This window comes from Micromonospora sp. CPCC 205561 (genome assembly GCF_036906775.1).
GTDB lineage: Bacteria > Actinomycetota > Actinomycetes > Mycobacteriales > Micromonosporaceae > Micromonospora.
Genome location: NZ_JBAKHV010000012.1, coordinates 1 through 14,992 on the forward strand (window position 1 = coordinate 1; position 14,992 = coordinate 14,992).

13 protein-coding genes and 1 pseudogene are annotated in these 14,992 nt (G+C 73.1%); 10 read left to right on the top strand and 4 right to left on the bottom strand.

Annotated elements, in window-relative coordinates; genetic code table 11:
- Both V6V16_RS09450 and V6V16_RS09455 read right to left on the bottom strand, forming a co-directional pair.
- A pseudogene (locus V6V16_RS09450) lies at positions 1-348 on the bottom strand (transglycosylase domain-containing protein); the annotation flags it as partial.
- 196 nt (positions 349-544) lie between these two features.
- On the bottom strand, positions 545-1,012 hold the full coding sequence (locus V6V16_RS09455; RefSeq protein ID WP_334561469.1) for a DUF5318 domain-containing protein: 468 nt from the start codon (positions 1,010-1,012) through the stop codon (positions 545-547).
- Positions 1,013-1,187: 175 nt separating this feature from the next.
- On the opposite strand from V6V16_RS09455, the gene V6V16_RS09460 reads away from it, so the two are divergent.
- From V6V16_RS09460 to V6V16_RS09470, 3 genes are all read left to right on the top strand, one after another.
- On the top strand, positions 1,188-1,826 hold the full coding sequence (locus V6V16_RS09460) for a PadR family transcriptional regulator (RefSeq protein WP_334561470.1): 639 nt from the start codon (positions 1,188-1,190) through the stop codon (positions 1,824-1,826).
- Between the two features lie 23 nt (positions 1,827-1,849).
- Positions 1,850-2,929 carry an inositol-3-phosphate synthase gene (locus tag V6V16_RS09465; RefSeq protein ID WP_334561472.1) on the top strand — a complete coding sequence of 360 codons (1,080 nt, stop codon included), beginning with the start codon at positions 1,850-1,852 and terminating at the stop codon, positions 2,927-2,929.
- 142 nt (positions 2,930-3,071) lie between these two features.
- Positions 3,072-3,746 carry a hypothetical protein gene (locus tag V6V16_RS09470; RefSeq protein WP_334561474.1) on the top strand — a complete coding sequence of 225 codons (675 nt, stop codon included), beginning with the start codon at positions 3,072-3,074 and terminating at the stop codon, positions 3,744-3,746.
- Positions 3,747-3,782: 36 nt separating this feature from the next.
- Here V6V16_RS09470 and V6V16_RS09475 read toward each other — a convergent pair whose 3' ends face one another.
- The gene (locus V6V16_RS09475) at positions 3,783-4,262 is read right to left on the bottom strand and encodes a methylated-DNA--[protein]-cysteine S-methyltransferase (RefSeq protein ID WP_334561476.1); all 480 of its coding nucleotides are present in this window, start codon (positions 4,260-4,262) and stop codon (positions 3,783-3,785) included.
- Between the two features lie 131 nt (positions 4,263-4,393).
- Between V6V16_RS09475 and V6V16_RS09480 the strand changes: the two genes are divergently transcribed.
- Together V6V16_RS09480 and V6V16_RS09485 are read left to right on the top strand one after the other, a co-directional pair.
- A complete protein-coding gene (locus V6V16_RS09480; protein WP_334561583.1) occupies positions 4,394-4,915 on the top strand; it encodes a hypothetical protein in 522 nt (173 codons plus the stop codon).
- A 26-nt stretch (positions 4,916-4,941) separates the two neighbouring features.
- Positions 4,942-6,459: a flotillin family protein gene (locus V6V16_RS09485; protein WP_334561477.1), complete on the top strand. Its 1,518-nt coding sequence runs from the start codon at positions 4,942-4,944 to the stop codon at positions 6,457-6,459.
- Between the two features lie 118 nt (positions 6,460-6,577).
- Here V6V16_RS09485 and V6V16_RS09490 read toward each other — a convergent pair whose 3' ends face one another.
- Complete coding sequence (locus V6V16_RS09490; RefSeq protein ID WP_334561478.1) at positions 6,578-8,038, bottom strand: CCA tRNA nucleotidyltransferase; 1,461 nt, start codon at positions 8,036-8,038, stop codon at positions 6,578-6,580.
- Positions 8,039-8,172: 134 nt separating this feature from the next.
- Here V6V16_RS09490 and murJ point away from each other — a divergent pair, with 134 nt between their 5' ends.
- The 5 genes from murJ (at position 8,173) to trxB (ending at position 14,975) form a co-directional block, all read left to right on the top strand.
- Complete coding sequence (gene murJ, locus V6V16_RS09495) at positions 8,173-9,924, top strand: murein biosynthesis integral membrane protein MurJ (RefSeq protein ID WP_334561479.1); 1,752 nt, start codon at positions 8,173-8,175, stop codon at positions 9,922-9,924.
- 459 nt (positions 9,925-10,383) lie between these two features.
- Positions 10,384-11,988 (top strand): protein kinase family protein, encoded by a 1,605-nt coding sequence (locus tag V6V16_RS09500; RefSeq protein WP_334561480.1) that lies wholly within the window; start codon positions 10,384-10,386, stop codon positions 11,986-11,988.
- 49 nt (positions 11,989-12,037) lie between these two features.
- A complete protein-coding gene (gene sigM / locus V6V16_RS09505; protein ID WP_442934057.1) occupies positions 12,038-12,823 on the top strand; it encodes an RNA polymerase sigma factor SigM in 786 nt (261 codons plus the stop codon).
- Positions 12,820-13,842 carry a hypothetical protein gene (locus tag V6V16_RS09510; RefSeq protein WP_334561482.1) on the top strand — a complete coding sequence of 341 codons (1,023 nt, stop codon included), beginning with the start codon at positions 12,820-12,822 and terminating at the stop codon, positions 13,840-13,842. The genes sigM and V6V16_RS09510 overlap by 4 nt, the downstream gene beginning before the upstream one ends.
- A gap of 179 nt (positions 13,843-14,021) precedes the next feature.
- Entirely contained in the window at positions 14,022-14,975 is a 954-nt protein-coding gene (gene trxB / locus V6V16_RS09515) for a thioredoxin-disulfide reductase (RefSeq protein ID WP_334561484.1), read from the top strand.
- Positions 14,976-14,992 lie beyond the last annotated feature (17 nt).

Consider the following 14,992-nt stretch of genomic DNA (forward strand, 5'->3'; position numbering starts at 1 on the left):
CGACGCGCGCCCCGCACCCGCGCGACCCGCGCCGGGTGCCGGCGAGACCGGCACCGAGGCCCGGCCGGCGCCCGGCCGCCCGACGGAGGCCGAGCCCACGGACGCCGAACCGACCGAGGCCGAGCCGACGGACCCCGAACCGCCGCGCGGCGGCACCGCCGCCGAGCCGCCCACCGAGGCCCGCCCACCGGCAGCGCCCTGGGGCGGGGCCGGGGCGCGCCCCGCGGGTGCCGTACTGTCCTGTGCGGCCGACCAGCCGCTCCCACGGGCGTCACCGCCGGGTTCGCCCTGCTGGCCCGGGATCTGGGCCCGCCCGCGCGGGGAACTGGGATCGCCGTACGAGTTCATTCCTCACACCCTGCCGTTGCGATGGGGCGGCGCTGCGCCGCCATCGGTTTGCCGTGAGATGGGACACCCGTCACCGCGGCACGCGCGTGCCGGTCGACTGGCGCCACTTGCGAATCATTCGGGCTAATCAGACCAACGATCCGTCGGTGACCCCGGGTCCACGGGTGCTGGCCGGGGTCGGCCGATCGAGCGGAGATCACCTTTGCGCCTCTCGCCTCCGTCGACCGGCCGCACCGGCGCCCGGGGCGGCCGTGCCGCCCGCCGCCTCCTGGTCGGGCCCGCTCTCGGGCCCCCCGGCCAGCCCGTCCCGGCCGAGCAGGTACTGCTCGACGAGATGGTTCCAGTCACAGCCGAGGCACACCTCCACCACGAAGACCTGGAACTCACGCACCGTCATCGCCAGCACCGGCAACTCGGCCAGCGTCCGGGCCTGGCCGGCGGACTGCCTGAGTTCGTCGCCGTAAATGTAGTGGACGTGGATGAGGTTCTCGCTCCGGCAGACGGGGCACCGCTCGTCGGTCGGTTCCCCGTGGAAGCGGGCAGCGTTCTTCAGGTACGGGGACGCGTCGCAGACGTCGTACGTGCCGACCCTGCCGGCGAGGAGTTCACGCAGCACCGCTCGCTTCCGGAGCGAGTAGTCGACAACCTGGCGCTGCGTACGCATGCGGAGAAGGGTACGCGGTCCCGCCCGACGGGGCGACCACGGTGACGATGAGTGACCGCGACACCCCGGAACGGGGATTTGCCCTGATCAAGACGATCCGCTAGCGTGCGATGTATCGGTCCGATACATCGCGGCGGTCATGGCCTCCGCGACGAGGGTACAGAGGGGATGGCCCGTGCTCGAGCTCGCCATCCTCGGCCTCCTCCAGGAGGCTCCGATGCACGGCTACGAGCTGCGCAAGGAGTTGGCCGCCAAGCTCGGTGCGATCCGGGCGGCGATCAGCTACGGCTCGCTCTACCCGACCCTGCGCAGGTTGCAGGCGTCCGGATGGATCACCGAGGCCGCCGAGGCGACAACCACCGCCGAGGAGGTCCCCGCGTTGACCAGCCGGCGAGGTCGGGTGGTCTACAAAATCACCGCGGAGGGCAAGGAACGCTTCGCCCAACTGATCGCGCAGACCGGGCCGGAGACGTACGACGACACGGGCTTCGGAGTGCACTTCGCGTTCTTCGCCCGGACCGACCAGGCGACCCGACTGCGCATCCTGGAGGGTCGCCGGCGGAAGATCGAGGAGCGTCGTGAAGGGCTTCGCGACGTGCTCGGCCGGGCGGCCGAGCGTCTCGACGCCTACACCCTGGAACTGCAGCGCCACGGCCTGGACGCCTGTGAGCGCGAGGTCCGCTGGCTGGAGGAGCTCATCGCCAACGAGCGCTCCGGCCGTGCCCCGACGGTCCCGGAAACCGGGACGGCCGGCGGCCGACGAGAAGACAACAGCCCGCCCCCGCCTGGAGAGTCCAGGACAGAGCGGCCGTGATGAAGAAGAAGGAGGCAGACGCTATGGGCTCCGTCCGCGTCGCCATCGTCGGTGTGGGTAACTGCGCCTCGTCCCTCGTGCAGGGCGTGGAGTACTACCGGAACGCCGACCCGAACGACCGCGTCCCGGGTCTCATGCACGTCACCTTCGGCGACTACCACGTCTCGGACGTGCAGTTCGTCGCGGCGTTCGACGTGGACGCCAAGAAGGTGGGCATGGACCTCGCCGAGGCGATCGTCGCCAGCGAGAACAACACCATCAAGCTCTGCGACGTGCCGCCGACCGGCGTCACGGTGCAGCGCGGTCCGACCTTCGACGGTCTGGGCCAGTACTACCGCGAGATCGTCGAGGAGTCCGACGCCACGCCGGTCGACGTCGCCCAGGCGCTGCGCGACGCGCAGGTCGACGTCGTGGTCTCGTACCTGCCGGTCGGCTCCGAGCAGGCCGACAAGTTCTACGCCCAGGCCGCGATCGACGCCGGCTGCGCGTTCGTCAACGCGCTTCCGGTCTTCATCGCCTCCGACCCGGAGTGGGCCAAGAAGTTCGAGGACGCGGGCCTGCCGATCGTCGGCGACGACATCAAGAGCCAGGTCGGCGCCACCATCGTGCACCGGGCGCTGGCGAAGCTGTTCGAGGACCGGGGCGTCGAGCTGCTGCGCACGTACCAGCTCAACTTCGGCGGCAACATGGACTTCATGAACATGCTGGAGCGCAACCGCCTGGTCTCGAAGAAGATCTCGAAGACCCAGTCGGTCACCTCGCAGATCCCGCACGAGATGAGCAAGAGCGACGTGCACATCGGCCCGTCGGACCACGTGCCGTGGCTCGACGACCGCAAGTGGGCGTACATCCGCCTGGAGGGGCGCTCCTTCGGCGACACCCCGCTCAACGCCGAGCTCAAGCTCGAGGTCTGGGACTCGCCGAACTCGGCCGGCGTCATCATCGACGCCGTACGCGCCGCGAAGATCGCGCTGGACCGGAAGATCGGCGGCCCGATCCTGTCGGCCTCGTCGTACTTCATGAAGTCCCCGCCGGTGCAGTACGCCGACCACGACGCGCACGCCGCCGTGGAGGCGTTCATCGCCGGTGACGTCGAGCGCTGACGCGCGACCACCAGCACCGCCGTCGAGGGCCGGGTCCACGGGACCCGGCCCTCGACGCGTCCGGCCCCGCAGCCGTACGCGCGACGACCATCGCCGTCACACGGGGTCGAGCGGTCGGCGACCTGCCGTTAGGCTGACCGACGTGGCATCCATCGCTCGCCGCGGCTCGCGCGGCGCGGCACTACGGGTCATCGGGGCGGTCGCCGGCGCGGTGTTCCTTCCGGTCCTCGTCGGCTGCGCGGCGCCGGGCACCGATCCGGCCACCGCACCGGCAGGCGGCGTGGCATCGGCCCGTCCGGCCACCTCCGCGGCGCCGGCCGAGGCCGACTGTGTCAGGGCGGGGGCGCCGGTCGCGCGCCCCGGGAACGTCGGCCGGCCCGGTGGCGGTGCCCCGGCGACCACGTCGCGTCCACCCGGCACCCGACATCCGCTGACCGACGAGCAGCGCCGCGCGGAGGAGTTCCGCCGCCAGCAGGCGACCAACGACGCCTTCCGGCAGCGCGGCACGCTCGACGAGGAGGCGGCCAGCGGTGCCCGGGCCTGCGCGGCGGACGTCAGGAGAAGCCTCAACCTGCTGTCCGCCGGCGGTCGGGACGAGCCCGGGCAGGAGGCCGTCCGGCGCGCGATCGTGGCTACGGGGCTGACCGAGGTCACCGTGCGGCCACCGGGTCGACTCGACCTCGGCCCCGCCGACGGGCTGATCTTCGCGGGCTGGACCGGCCGGGCGTGCGTCTTCGGCAGCGTCCGGCCGGGCGACGTCGCGGTGGAGATCGGCGCGCGCATCGCCGACGGCGGCTGCCTGCCCGCCCCGGGCTGACCCGGCCGGTGGTGGGACGGGCGGCCCGCCCCGGGATCAGGACCAGGCGTGTCGCAGGGCGACCCCGGCCTCCAACTCCAGCAGCTTCACCTTGCGGTCCAGGCCGCCGCCGAAGCCGACCAGTTTGCCGCCCGCGCCGACGATCCGGTGACACGGCACGAGCACCGGGATCGGATTGCGGTTGCAGGCCATCCCGACCGCGCGGGCCGCACCCCGGTCACCGAGCCGCCGGGCCACCTCGCCGTAGGTGAGCGTCTCGCCGTACGGGATGGTGCTCATCTCGCGCCATACGCCCCGTTCGAACTCCGACCCGCCCGGCGCCTTCAGCGGCACCGCGAAGTCGGTCAGCTCGCCGGCGAAGTACGCCCGAAGCTCCGCGATCGCCTGGCGGGCGGCGTCGTCGCCCGGCTCCTGGGTGGCGTCCTCGACCCGGCCGAGGCGGGCCCGGCAGACGTGGGTCCCGTCGGTGCCGACGGAGAACTCGCCGATCGGGGAGTCGAGCACGGTCCAGCGCATCCGCCCATTATCCCCCGGCGGCCCGACACGTCCCTCGGCCCGAGCGCCGCCGAGCCTGCGTCGCCGCGGTCCTGCCGGAGAGCCGGATCGCCAGCGGCTTCGGCGGCGGCGCGTTGCGGGGCACCGATACCGTGCGGGCCGTGGCCACGGGGACGCTGATCTTTCTCATCATCGGCGGTGCGGGCGTCGCGGTGCTCGCGCTGGCCCTGCTCGGTGCCGAGCTGCTCCACTTCGGCAATCCGGACTTCGACGGCCCGGTGTCGGTGGAGGCGGTCGCCGGGTTCACCGGAGCGCTCGGCTTCGGTGCCGCGATCGTCAACGAGCTGCTCGGCGGGCGTACGCCCGGAATGATCGCGGTGGCCCTGGCCGGCGGCGTTGCCGCGGCGGTACCCACCGCCTGGGCGGCGTCCCGGCTGAGCCGGGCGGCCCGCGACATGCGCACCGACCCCACCCCCACCCGTCACCACCTGGTCGGCGCGCTCGGCCTGGTGGTCACCCCGGTGCCGGCCGACGGCTACGGCGAGGTCCGCGTCCGGGTGGCCGGCCAACCGGTCAAGCTCAACGCCCGCGCCGACCGACCGATCGCGGTCGGCGCCCAGATCTTCGTGGTCGAGGCGCTCAGCGAGACCAGCGTGCACGTCGAGACCTACTGAACCCCCACAAGAAACAGGACGGTCACATGCCCCTTCTCATCGCCATCGGCGGCGCGGTCCTCCTCATCCTCGTGCTCGTGCTCTTCGTGCTCTCCCGGATCAAGGTCGCCGGGCCGAACGAGGCGTTCATCGTCACCGGCCGCAAGGGCCGCACCACCCAGACCGCCGACGGCGGCCGGTCGACCGACAACTCCGGGCAGAAGGTCGTGCTCGGCGCGTCCGTCTTCGTCCTGCCCGTGGTGCAGAAGCTCCAGTCGCTCGACCTGTCGAGCCGGCGGATCGACGTCGGCATCAAGGGCGCGGTCAGCAAGCAGGGCATCCGCGCCGACCTGCACGGCGTCGCGATCGTCAAGGTCGGCGGCACCGAGGACGCGATCCGCGCCGCCGCCCAGCGCTTCCTGCACCAGCAGGACGAGATCGAGGACTTCACCCGGGAGGTGCTGGCCGGCGCGCTGCGCTCGATCGTCGGCCGACTCACCGTCGAGGAGGTCATCCGGGACCGGGCGGCCTTCGCCAGCGCGGTCGCCGAGGAGGCCGAGCACTCGATGACCAACCAGGGTCTGGTGCTGGACACCTTCCAGCTCCAGGACATCCTGGCCGAGGGTTCCTACCTCCAGGACCTCGGCCGGCCGGAGGCCGCCCGGGTGCTCAAGGACGCGGCCATCGCCGAGGCGCGGGCCCGGCAGCAGGCCGAGCAGGAGCGGCTGCTCGCCGAGGAGGCGATCGCCGAGGCCAACCGGAACCTGTCGCTGAAGCAGGCCGCCATCCAGGCGGAGATCGACGCGGCCCGGGCCAAGTCCGCCGCCGCCGGGCCGCTCGCCCAGGCCGAGCGGGACCAGGCGATCCTCTCCGAGCAGCAGAAGGTCGCGGAGCGCAACGCCGAACTCAAGCAGCGCCAGCTCGACACCGAGGTGCGCAAGCCGGCCGACGCCGCCCGGTACAAGGTGGAGCAGGAGGCCGAGGCGTCCCGCAACGCGGCCGTGCTGAACGCCGACGCGCAGCGCCAGGCCGTCATCGCCGCCGCCCAGGCCGCCGCCGAGCAGGCCCGCCTCACCGGTGAGGGCGAGCGGGCCCGCCGGGCCGCGCTGGCCGAGGCCAACGCGATCGAGGGCGCCAAGGAGGGCGAGGCCGAGCAGCGCCGCCGCTCCGCGATCGCCGAGGCGGTCGAGCGGGAGGGCACGGCCGAGGCCGCGGCCATCCTGGCCAGGGGTCAGGCCGAGGCCGACGCGATGGCCCGCAAGGCCGAGGCCTTCGCGGCGTACGGCGAGGCGGCCGTGCTGGATCTGCTGGTCAAGGTGCTGCCGCAGGTGGTCGAGGCGGCCAGCGCCCCGATCGGCGCGATCGACAAGATGACCGTCATCTCCACCGACGGCGCCTCCTCGCTGACCAAGTCCGTGGCCGGCAACGTGGCCCAGGGGCTCCAGCTCGGCAGCGACCTCACCGGCATCGACCTGGCCGGCCTGCTGGCGAAGCTCGGCTCGGCGTCGGCGACCCCGGGCAACGGCCAGCCGTCGGTCGACGGCACCGCGGTCGAGGCCCGCTGACGCGACGCGATCGGCAGCGGCCCGGTCCGCTGACGCGACAGGGCGCCGTCCCCCTCCGGGGCGGCGCCCTGACCGTGTGGCGTGGCGCGCGGTACGCCTCCCCCGCCGACCGTCGGGACTACCCGGTGATGCCCTCGTCGCGGGCCCAGCGCCGCAGCTCCGCCTCGGCCTCGTCGCGGTCCAGCGGGCCGCGTTCCAGCCGCAGCTCCTTGAGGTGCTTCCAGGCGCGCCCGACGACGGGCCCCGGCGGCACGCCCAGCAGCTCCATGATGGCGTTGCCGTCCAGGTCGGGCCGGACCCGCGCCAGGTCCTCCTCGGCGGCGATCCGGGCGATCCGCTCCTCCAGCGCGTCGTAGTCGGCGGCGAGCTGGGCCGCCTTGCGCCGGTTGCGGGTCGTGCAGTCCGACCGGGTCAGCTTGTGCAGGCGCGGCAGCAGGTCGCCGGCGTCGGCGACGTAGCGGCGCACCGCCGAGTCGGTCCACTCGCCCCGGCCGTAGCCGTAGAAGCGCAGGTGCAGCCCGACCAGCGCGGTCACCTTGGAGGTGATCTCCTTGGGGTACCGCATCGCCTTCATCCGGGCCTTGGTGAGGCGGGCGCCGACCACCTCGTGGTGGTGGAAGCTGACCCGGCCGTCCGTGCCCACCGCCTTGGTGGCGGGCTTGCCCACGTCGTGCATCAGCGCGGCCATCCGCAGGACGAAGTCCGGCCCCTCCGTCTCGTACGAGACGGCGTTGCTCACGACGGTGAGGGTGTGCTCGTAGACGTCCTTGTGCTGGGCGTGCTCGTCGATCTCCAGCTTGAGCCCGGTCAGCTCCGGCAGGAAGCGCTCGGCGAGCCCGGTGTCGACCAGCAGCCGCAGCCCGGTGATGGGGTCGGCGCCGCAGAGCAGCTTGGTGAACTCGTCACGGACCCGCTCCGCGGTGATCCGGTCCAGATCGGCGGCCATGCCGACCATCGCCGCGTACGCCTCGGGGTGCACCGCGAAGCCCAGCTGGGCGGCGAACCGGGCCGCGCGCAGCATCCGCAGCGGGTCGTCGCCGAAGGACTCGGCCGGGGTGCCCGGGGTGCGGATCACCTTGGCGGCCAGGTCGTCCAGCCCGCCGTGCGGATCGGTGAACCGGTGCTCGGGCAGGCTGACCGCCATCGCGTTGATGGTGAAGTCGCGCCGCCGCAGGTCCTCGGCGAGGTCGGTGCCGTACTCGACGACCGGGTTCCGGCTGACCTGGTCGTAGGACTCGGCGCGGAAGGTGGTGATCTCCAGCCGCAACCCGTCGCGCTGGCACCCGATGGTGCCGAACTCCCGGCCCGTCTCCCAGATCGACTCGGCCCAGCCGCGTACCACGCGCAGGGTCTCGTCGGGATGCGCGTCGGTGCAGAAGTCCAGGTCGTCGCCGAGGCGGCCGAGCAGGGCGTCGCGGACCGAACCGCCCACCAGGTGCAGCTCGTGGCCGGCCCGCGCGAACCGGCGGCCCAACTCGTCGGCGACCGGGGAGACCCGGAGCAGTTCGGCGACGGCGTTGCGCTGTGCGGCGGTGAGTTCGCGGCGGTCGGCGGCGTGGGGAGCGGAGGCTTCGGACATGGGAGCGCCAGCCTATCGGTCCGGGCGGGGATGTGGTCCGCCGGGCGCGGGTAACGGGTGGCCGTTGACTATCGTCTGTGACGTGCGGGCCGTGCCCCGGCTCCGACGTACCTCTCTGCCTTGGAGGCGACAGAATGAGCGGCGGTCTCTACCGCAGCGCGAACGCCGCCCAGGGCGGTTCCGCGCCCGGCCGGCCGTCGGACGGCGCCACCTTCATCTCCGCCGAGCCGCTCAACCAGCCGGCGCTGGAGTCGACCGCGCCGCCGCAGGAGCAGGTGGGCGAGGCCAGCGCCGCGACCAACAGCGCGGTGATGGCGATCGGCAGCCTGGTCAGCCGGGGTACGGGCTTCCTGCGCAACCTGGTGATCGCGGCGGCGCTCGGTGGCGCGCTGGTCGGTGACGCCTACACCACCGCGCAGATCCTGCCCGGCATGGTCTACGAGTTCCTGCTCGGCGGCGTGCTCACCAGCGTGCTGGTCCCGGTGCTGGTGCGCCGGCGCAAGTCGGACGCGGACGGCGGCCAAGCGTACGCCCAGCGGCTGCTCACCCTGGCGGTGCTGGCGCTCGGCGTGGCCGCGTTGTTGGCAGTGCTGTCGGCATCGTGGTTGACGATGCTCTACGGCAGCGGCGAGTCGGCCGGCGAATATTCGAAGCTGGTCACGTCGTTGGCCCGCCTGATGCTGCCGATGATCTTCTTCTCCGGCCTCAGCGCGCTGATCAGCGCGGTGCTGAACACCCGGGGGCACTTCGCCGCCCCGATGTGGGCGCCGATCCTGAACAACCTGGTGGTGATCGCCACCGCCGGCCTCTACATCGCGATCTTCGGCGCGGACATCATCAAGCCGGACGAGATGACGACCGGGCGGATCCTGCTGATCGGCGGCGGCACCCTGCTCGGCGTCGCCATCCAGGCCGCCGGCCTGCTGCCGGCGCTGCGCAAGGTCGGCTTCCGCTGGAGGCTGCGCTTCGACTTCCGTGAGCTGGGCCTGCGCGAGCTGGGCCGGCTCGGGGCGTGGATGTTCTGCTACGTCGCGGTCAGCCAGATCGGCCTGATCGTGCTCTTCAACCTGCTGAACCGGGCCGGCCGGGAGAACGCCGCCGGCCCGCTGATCTACAACAACGTCTTCCTGCTGCTGATGACGGCGCACGGCATCATCGCCGTCTCGATCATCACCGCGCTGATGCCCCGGATGAGCGCGGCCGCCGCCGACGGCCGCTACGCGGACCTGGCCGCCGACCTGTCGCGGGGCACCCGGACGGTCACCGCGGTGCTCGCGCCGATCGCCGTCTGCTACGCCGTCCTCGCCACCCCGATCGCGTTCACCCTGTTCCGGTGGGGCGCCTTCGACGCGGAGAACGCCACCGCCACCTCGGTGGTGCTGCTCGCCGCCGCGCTCGCCCTGGTCCCGTTCGCGGTCAGCCAGCTCTTCACCTTCGCCTTCTACGCGCTGCCGGACACCCGCACCCCGGCGCTGATCAACATTCCGGTGGTGGCGCTGCGCATCGGGGTGCAGATCGTGCTCTTCGTAGCCTTCTCGGCGAGCTTCGCCGGCGCCGGCATGATGATCGGCAACGCCGTCTCCTACCTGGCCGCCGCGATCGCCTCCGCCTGGCTGCTACGCCCCCGCGTGGGCCGGATCGGTCTCGGCGAGATCATGCGGACCGGCGGGCGGGTCGCGGTGGCGGCGCTCGGCGCGGCGCTGGTCGGCCTGCTCGTGGTCAAGCTGCTGCCCGGCGACGACACGCCGACCCGGGTACAGGCCATCGTCCAGCTCGTGGTCGGCGGCGCGGTGATCGGCGGGACCTATCTCGGGCTGGCCACCGTCCTGCGGATCAGCGAGATCACCGAGGTCGTGGGCATGGTCCGGCGCCGGCTGGGCCGCTGACCGGGTCGCCTCCGGGCGTCGGCGCGACGGCGGCGGACGGACTGCACGCTCTGTGAACGAGGATCACCAGCCTGGGGATGCGCCTGTGGATAACTCCCCGATCCACCGCTCAGGCACCGAAAAGGCCTGTGGATAACCAACCGTACGGCTGAGCATGGCGACCCGGGCGGAGGGGAACCCGACGGCGTCGGCGCGTTCGCCGGAGCCCGGGGCCCTCCCGGTCGCCGCTTGTGGCCGACCTCTAGATTGGCTAGTACATGTGCCAGCAACGTGGCCGACAACGGTCGCAACCGGACAAGTCGACCGCCTGCTGGCAGGTCGACCCGGGAGCGGCGCGAAGATGACATGTCGGGGAGACGGCCAACCCGGGTAAGGTCGCTCTCGACGGGTACGGCAGGCGCCGACGCTCCGCGTCGACACCGGTCGGCCTGTTCCTTCGAAGGCAGAGCGGGAAGCCACATGCCCAGCAGCGCGGGTCCATCGATCGACACGATCACCGAGGGAGGACGGGTGACCCAGGTCGGCGAGGGTCAGGAGGCGGAGGAGAGCGCTCCTCAGGTCATGACCTTCGGTGCTCCCACGGCCGGTGAGATCCTCGCCGAGCGTTACGAGCTGGTCGAGCACATCAACAACGACAGCGCCGGTCGGCTGGTCTGGCGCGGGGTCGACGTCATCCTGCGCCGCCCCGTCGCGGTCGTGCTGCGCTACCCGGGCGGCGATTCCGCCACCGAGATGCTCCAGGGCGCCGTCGCGGCCAGCCGCGTGATCCACCCCAACCTGGTCGGCGTCTACGACGCGATCGACGAGGCCGAGCGGGCGTACGTGGTGCGCGAGTGGGTCGACGGGCAGTCGCTGCGCGAGCTGATCGCCGACGGCCCGCTGGACCCGGCCCGCGCCACCACCATCGGCAACGCCGTCGCCAGCGCCCTCGCCGCGGTGCACGCCACCGGCATGGTGCACGGCAACGTCCACCCCGGCACGGTGATGATCAGCGATGACGGCCGGGTCGTGCTGGCCGACGCGCGCACCGACGGCGCCGACAGCCAGCAGAGCGACGTCCGCGCCATCGGTGGCGTCCTCTACTTCGCCCTGACCGGCCACTGGCCGCACGCCGAGGCCCCGCTGCGCGGCGCCACCGCCGGCCACGGCCGGGCCGCCATCCCCGATGCCGTACGCGACGCGGCCGGCACGATCGCCGCCCCCCGGCAGGTACGGGCGGGCGTGCCGGCGTACCTCGACGACCTCACCATGGACCTGCTCGACGCCGAGATCGAGCCGCCCTCGTCCGACGTGCTCGCGGCCGAGCTGGCCCGGCTGGACGTGCCGGCCGACGAGCAGTTCCTGGAGAACGCCGGCCCGCTGCGCTTCGCGGCCGAGACCGGCGAGGAGCCGTCCCCGCTGGCGGCCGCCGGCGGGCGCAAGGTCGCCATCGGCATCGCCGGCCTGCTGGCCGTCGCCCTGGTCGGCCTGCTGATCGGCATCAGCACCCTGCGCGGCGGCGACGACCCGAAGCCCAGCCCGGTCGCCGCGCCCTCGTCGAACGCGCCCGTCGGCGAGGCCGCGCCGGCCGCCGTCACGGCCGGGCCACTGAAGATCAGCACGGCGCGGATCATCGACCCGGACAGCAAGAGCCGGGACGAGCTGGACGGCGCCGAGAAGGTCCACGACGGCAACGAGGACGAGGGCTGGGAGACCGACACCTACGAGAACCGGCCCAACTTCGGCAACCTGAAGAAGGGCATGGGGGTCTGGATCGACCTCGGCAGCCAGCGCACCGTCAAGTCCGTGCAGGTGATCCTCTCCGCCCGGGGCGCGTCCGCCCAGCTCCTCGCCGGCGCCAGCGACCAGCCCTCCACCTCGTCCGGGGACAAGACGCTGGTCGCCGAGTATCAGCGGACCCGGATCGGCCAGCCGTTCGAGGAGCACGAAGGCACCAAGATGACCTTCAACGGCTTCAACGCCGACCAGAAGTACCGCTACCTGCTGTTCTGGATCACCGAGCTGCCCGAGAGCGACGGCGGCTACAGGCTCGGCGTCCAGGAGATCACGGTCCAGGGGTCGTGAGCCGGAAGCCGTACCCCGGGCGCCGCACCCGCCGGACGCGGTGACGGGCGTGGGCGCGGAGCGGACGACCGGCGGACCGGTGGGCGGAGCGAGCGGCCCACCGGTCGCGTCGTCGGTGCCACCCCCCGGCTCGGCGGACCTCGACCTCCTGCACGCCCACGTGGCCGGCGACCGGGACGCGTTCGCCGAGCTCTTCCACCGGCACCGCGACCGGCTCTGGGCGGTGGCGCTGCGCACCCTCAACGACCGCGAGGAAGCCGCCGACGCCCTCCAGGACGCGCTGCTCTCGGCGCACCGGGCCGCCGCCCGCTTCCGGGGCGACTCGGCGGTCACCACCTGGCTGCACCGCATCGTGGTGAACGCCTGCCTGGACCGCATCCGCCGCCGCCAGTCGCATCCCACCGTGCCGCTGCCGGACGGCGTCCGGGACGACGCCGGCTTCGCCACCGGAGGCGTCGAACCGGCGGCGCCCGTGCAGGACCACGACACCGCGCTCGTGGTCCGTCAGGCGCTCGCCGGGCTGCCGGTCGAGCAGCGGGCGGCACTGATCCTGGTCGACGTGCAGGGCTACCCGGTCGCCGAGGTGGCCCGGATCCTCGGGGTGGCCGAGGGAACGGTCAAGAGCAGGTGCGCCCGGGGCCGGGCCCGCCTGGCGACGCAGCTCGGGCACCTGCGCCCCCGACCCGTGCCGCAGCCCGCCCCGCGACCGGCGGAGTCGGGCCTCGCGTCCGGCCCGGACGTGCCGGCCGTCACCCGAGGGAACCCGGGGCCGCCCGAGGGCGTCCGATCGGGGTCGGGACGATCCCGGCGGGACAACCACCAGGAGGACGCGTGACGGCCGGGGCGTTCAGGGAGGTCGACCACGACCTGCTCGCCGACTACCTCGGTGGGGCGCTGGACGGCACCCCGGAGGAGGAGGTCGTCGCCCGGCTGGTCGACGAGGACCCGGCCTGGGCGCAGGCGTACGCGCTGCTGGCCCCGGCCATGGCGGACGTCGGCGCCGGCCTGGCCGCCTGGGGCTCACCCGCACCCGAGATGCCGGCGGACGTCGCCGACCGGATCGTCGCCGCCCTGTCCCACGCCACCGGTCCCGCCGACCCCACCGCGATCGACTCCGAGCCGGACCACTCCGAGCCGGGACACGATGCCGGGCCGTCAGCGGGCAGGACGGGCGTCGGCGCGGTGCCGGCCCAGCCGCTCGGCGGTTCCGGGCGACGTCCCGCCGGCGTACCCCGGTCGGAGTCCGGCGGCCGGAGCACCGGGCCGGGCCGACGGCGACGCCGCTGGACGCGGCTGGCCGGGCCCGTCGCGGTCGCCGCGGCGTCGATCGCGGCGGTCGGGCTCGGTATCGGCCAGCTCACCGGAGACCAGCGGGGCGACGGGGCCGCGGACAACGCGTTGTCCGCCCCGGGGAGCCGGGAGAGCACCGGTCCCGTCCTCGGCACGCCGTTCCGGGTCCACGGCGAGCCGTCGGTGCGCAGCGGCAAGGACTACTCCCCGCGCTCCCTGACCGACCTTCCCGCAGCGCCGAAGTCGCTGCGTCCCACCGCCGCCTCGCCCGGCGGGCAGCCCGACGTCGAGGCGGAGCGCGGGCGGGTGCCCGGCTCCGCGACCGGCCTCGACCGGCTCACCGCTCCCGTCGCGCTGGACGCCTGCATCGCCGCCATCACGGCCGAGCACGGCAGCGGGCCGCTGGTGGTCGAGGTGGTCGACTACGCCCGGTTCCAGGGCCGGCCCGCGCTGGTCGTGCGCTTCACCGACGCCACCGGAGCGACCTGGGCCTGGGCGACCGGGCCGGAATGCGGTGTCCCCGGGTCCGGCTCGGACAGCCGCTACCGCACGCGGGTAGGGTGAATTCGCGGTCACCGGGCGGTTGCCCGTCCACGTGACCTGACCCACCGGCTGACCGGCTCGGGAATTCCCGGTTCGTACGATGACGTTCTGCACATCAGACTGCCGGCACCGCGAGGGGCGTCGGCACCGGATCGGCATCGGTGCGCGCCGATGACGAACAACACAATCGGGAGACGGCAGTGGACGAGGTCCGCAACCTGATCATCATCGGCTCCGGGCCCGCCGGTTACACGGCGGCGGTCTACGCGGCGCGCGCCAACCTCAAACCGCTCATCATCGAGGGCGTGCAGTCCGGCGGTGCGCTGATGACGACCACCGAGGTGGAGAACTTCCCCGGTTTCGCCGACGGCATCCTCGGTCCCGAGCTGATGGACAACATGCGCAAGCAGGCCGAGCGGTTCGGCGCGGAGTTCCTCACCGACGACGTGACGCGGGTCGAGCTGAAGGACACCGGCAGCCTGGGCTCCGACGCCGTCAGCACCGTCTGGGTGGGTCAGACCGCGTACCGGGCCAGGGCCGTGATCCTCTCCACCGGCTCCGCGTGGCGCCCGCTCGGGGTCCCCGGCGAGCAGGAGTACCTCGGCCACGGCGTCTCGTCCTGCGCGACCTGCGACGGCTTCTTCTTCCGCAACCAGCACATCGTGGTGGTGGGCGGCGGCGACTCGGCGATGGAGGAGGCCAGCTTCCTCACCCGGTTCGCCGACTCCGTCACCATCATCCACCGCCGGGACTCCTTCCGGGCCAGCAAGATCATGGCCGAGCGGGCGCTGGGCAACGACAAGATCAAGGTCGAGTGGAACACCGTGGTCGAGGAGATCCTCGGCAACGACGGCAAGGTCTCGGGGGTGCGCGTACGCAACACGCACACCGGCGAGGCCAAGGTCCTCGACGTCACCGGCGTCTTCGTGGCCATCGGTCACGACCCGCGCAGCGAGCTCTTCCGGGGGCAGGTCGAGATGGACGACGAGGGCTACGTCAAGGTCGAGGCGCCCAGCACCCGGACCAGCGTGCCCGGCGTCTTCGCCGCCGGTGACCTGGTGGACCACACCTACCGGCAGGCGATCACCGCCGCCGGTACGGGCTGTGCCGCCGCGCTGGACGCCGAGCGCTTCATCGCCACGCTGCAGGGCTGAACAACCGAACACACCCG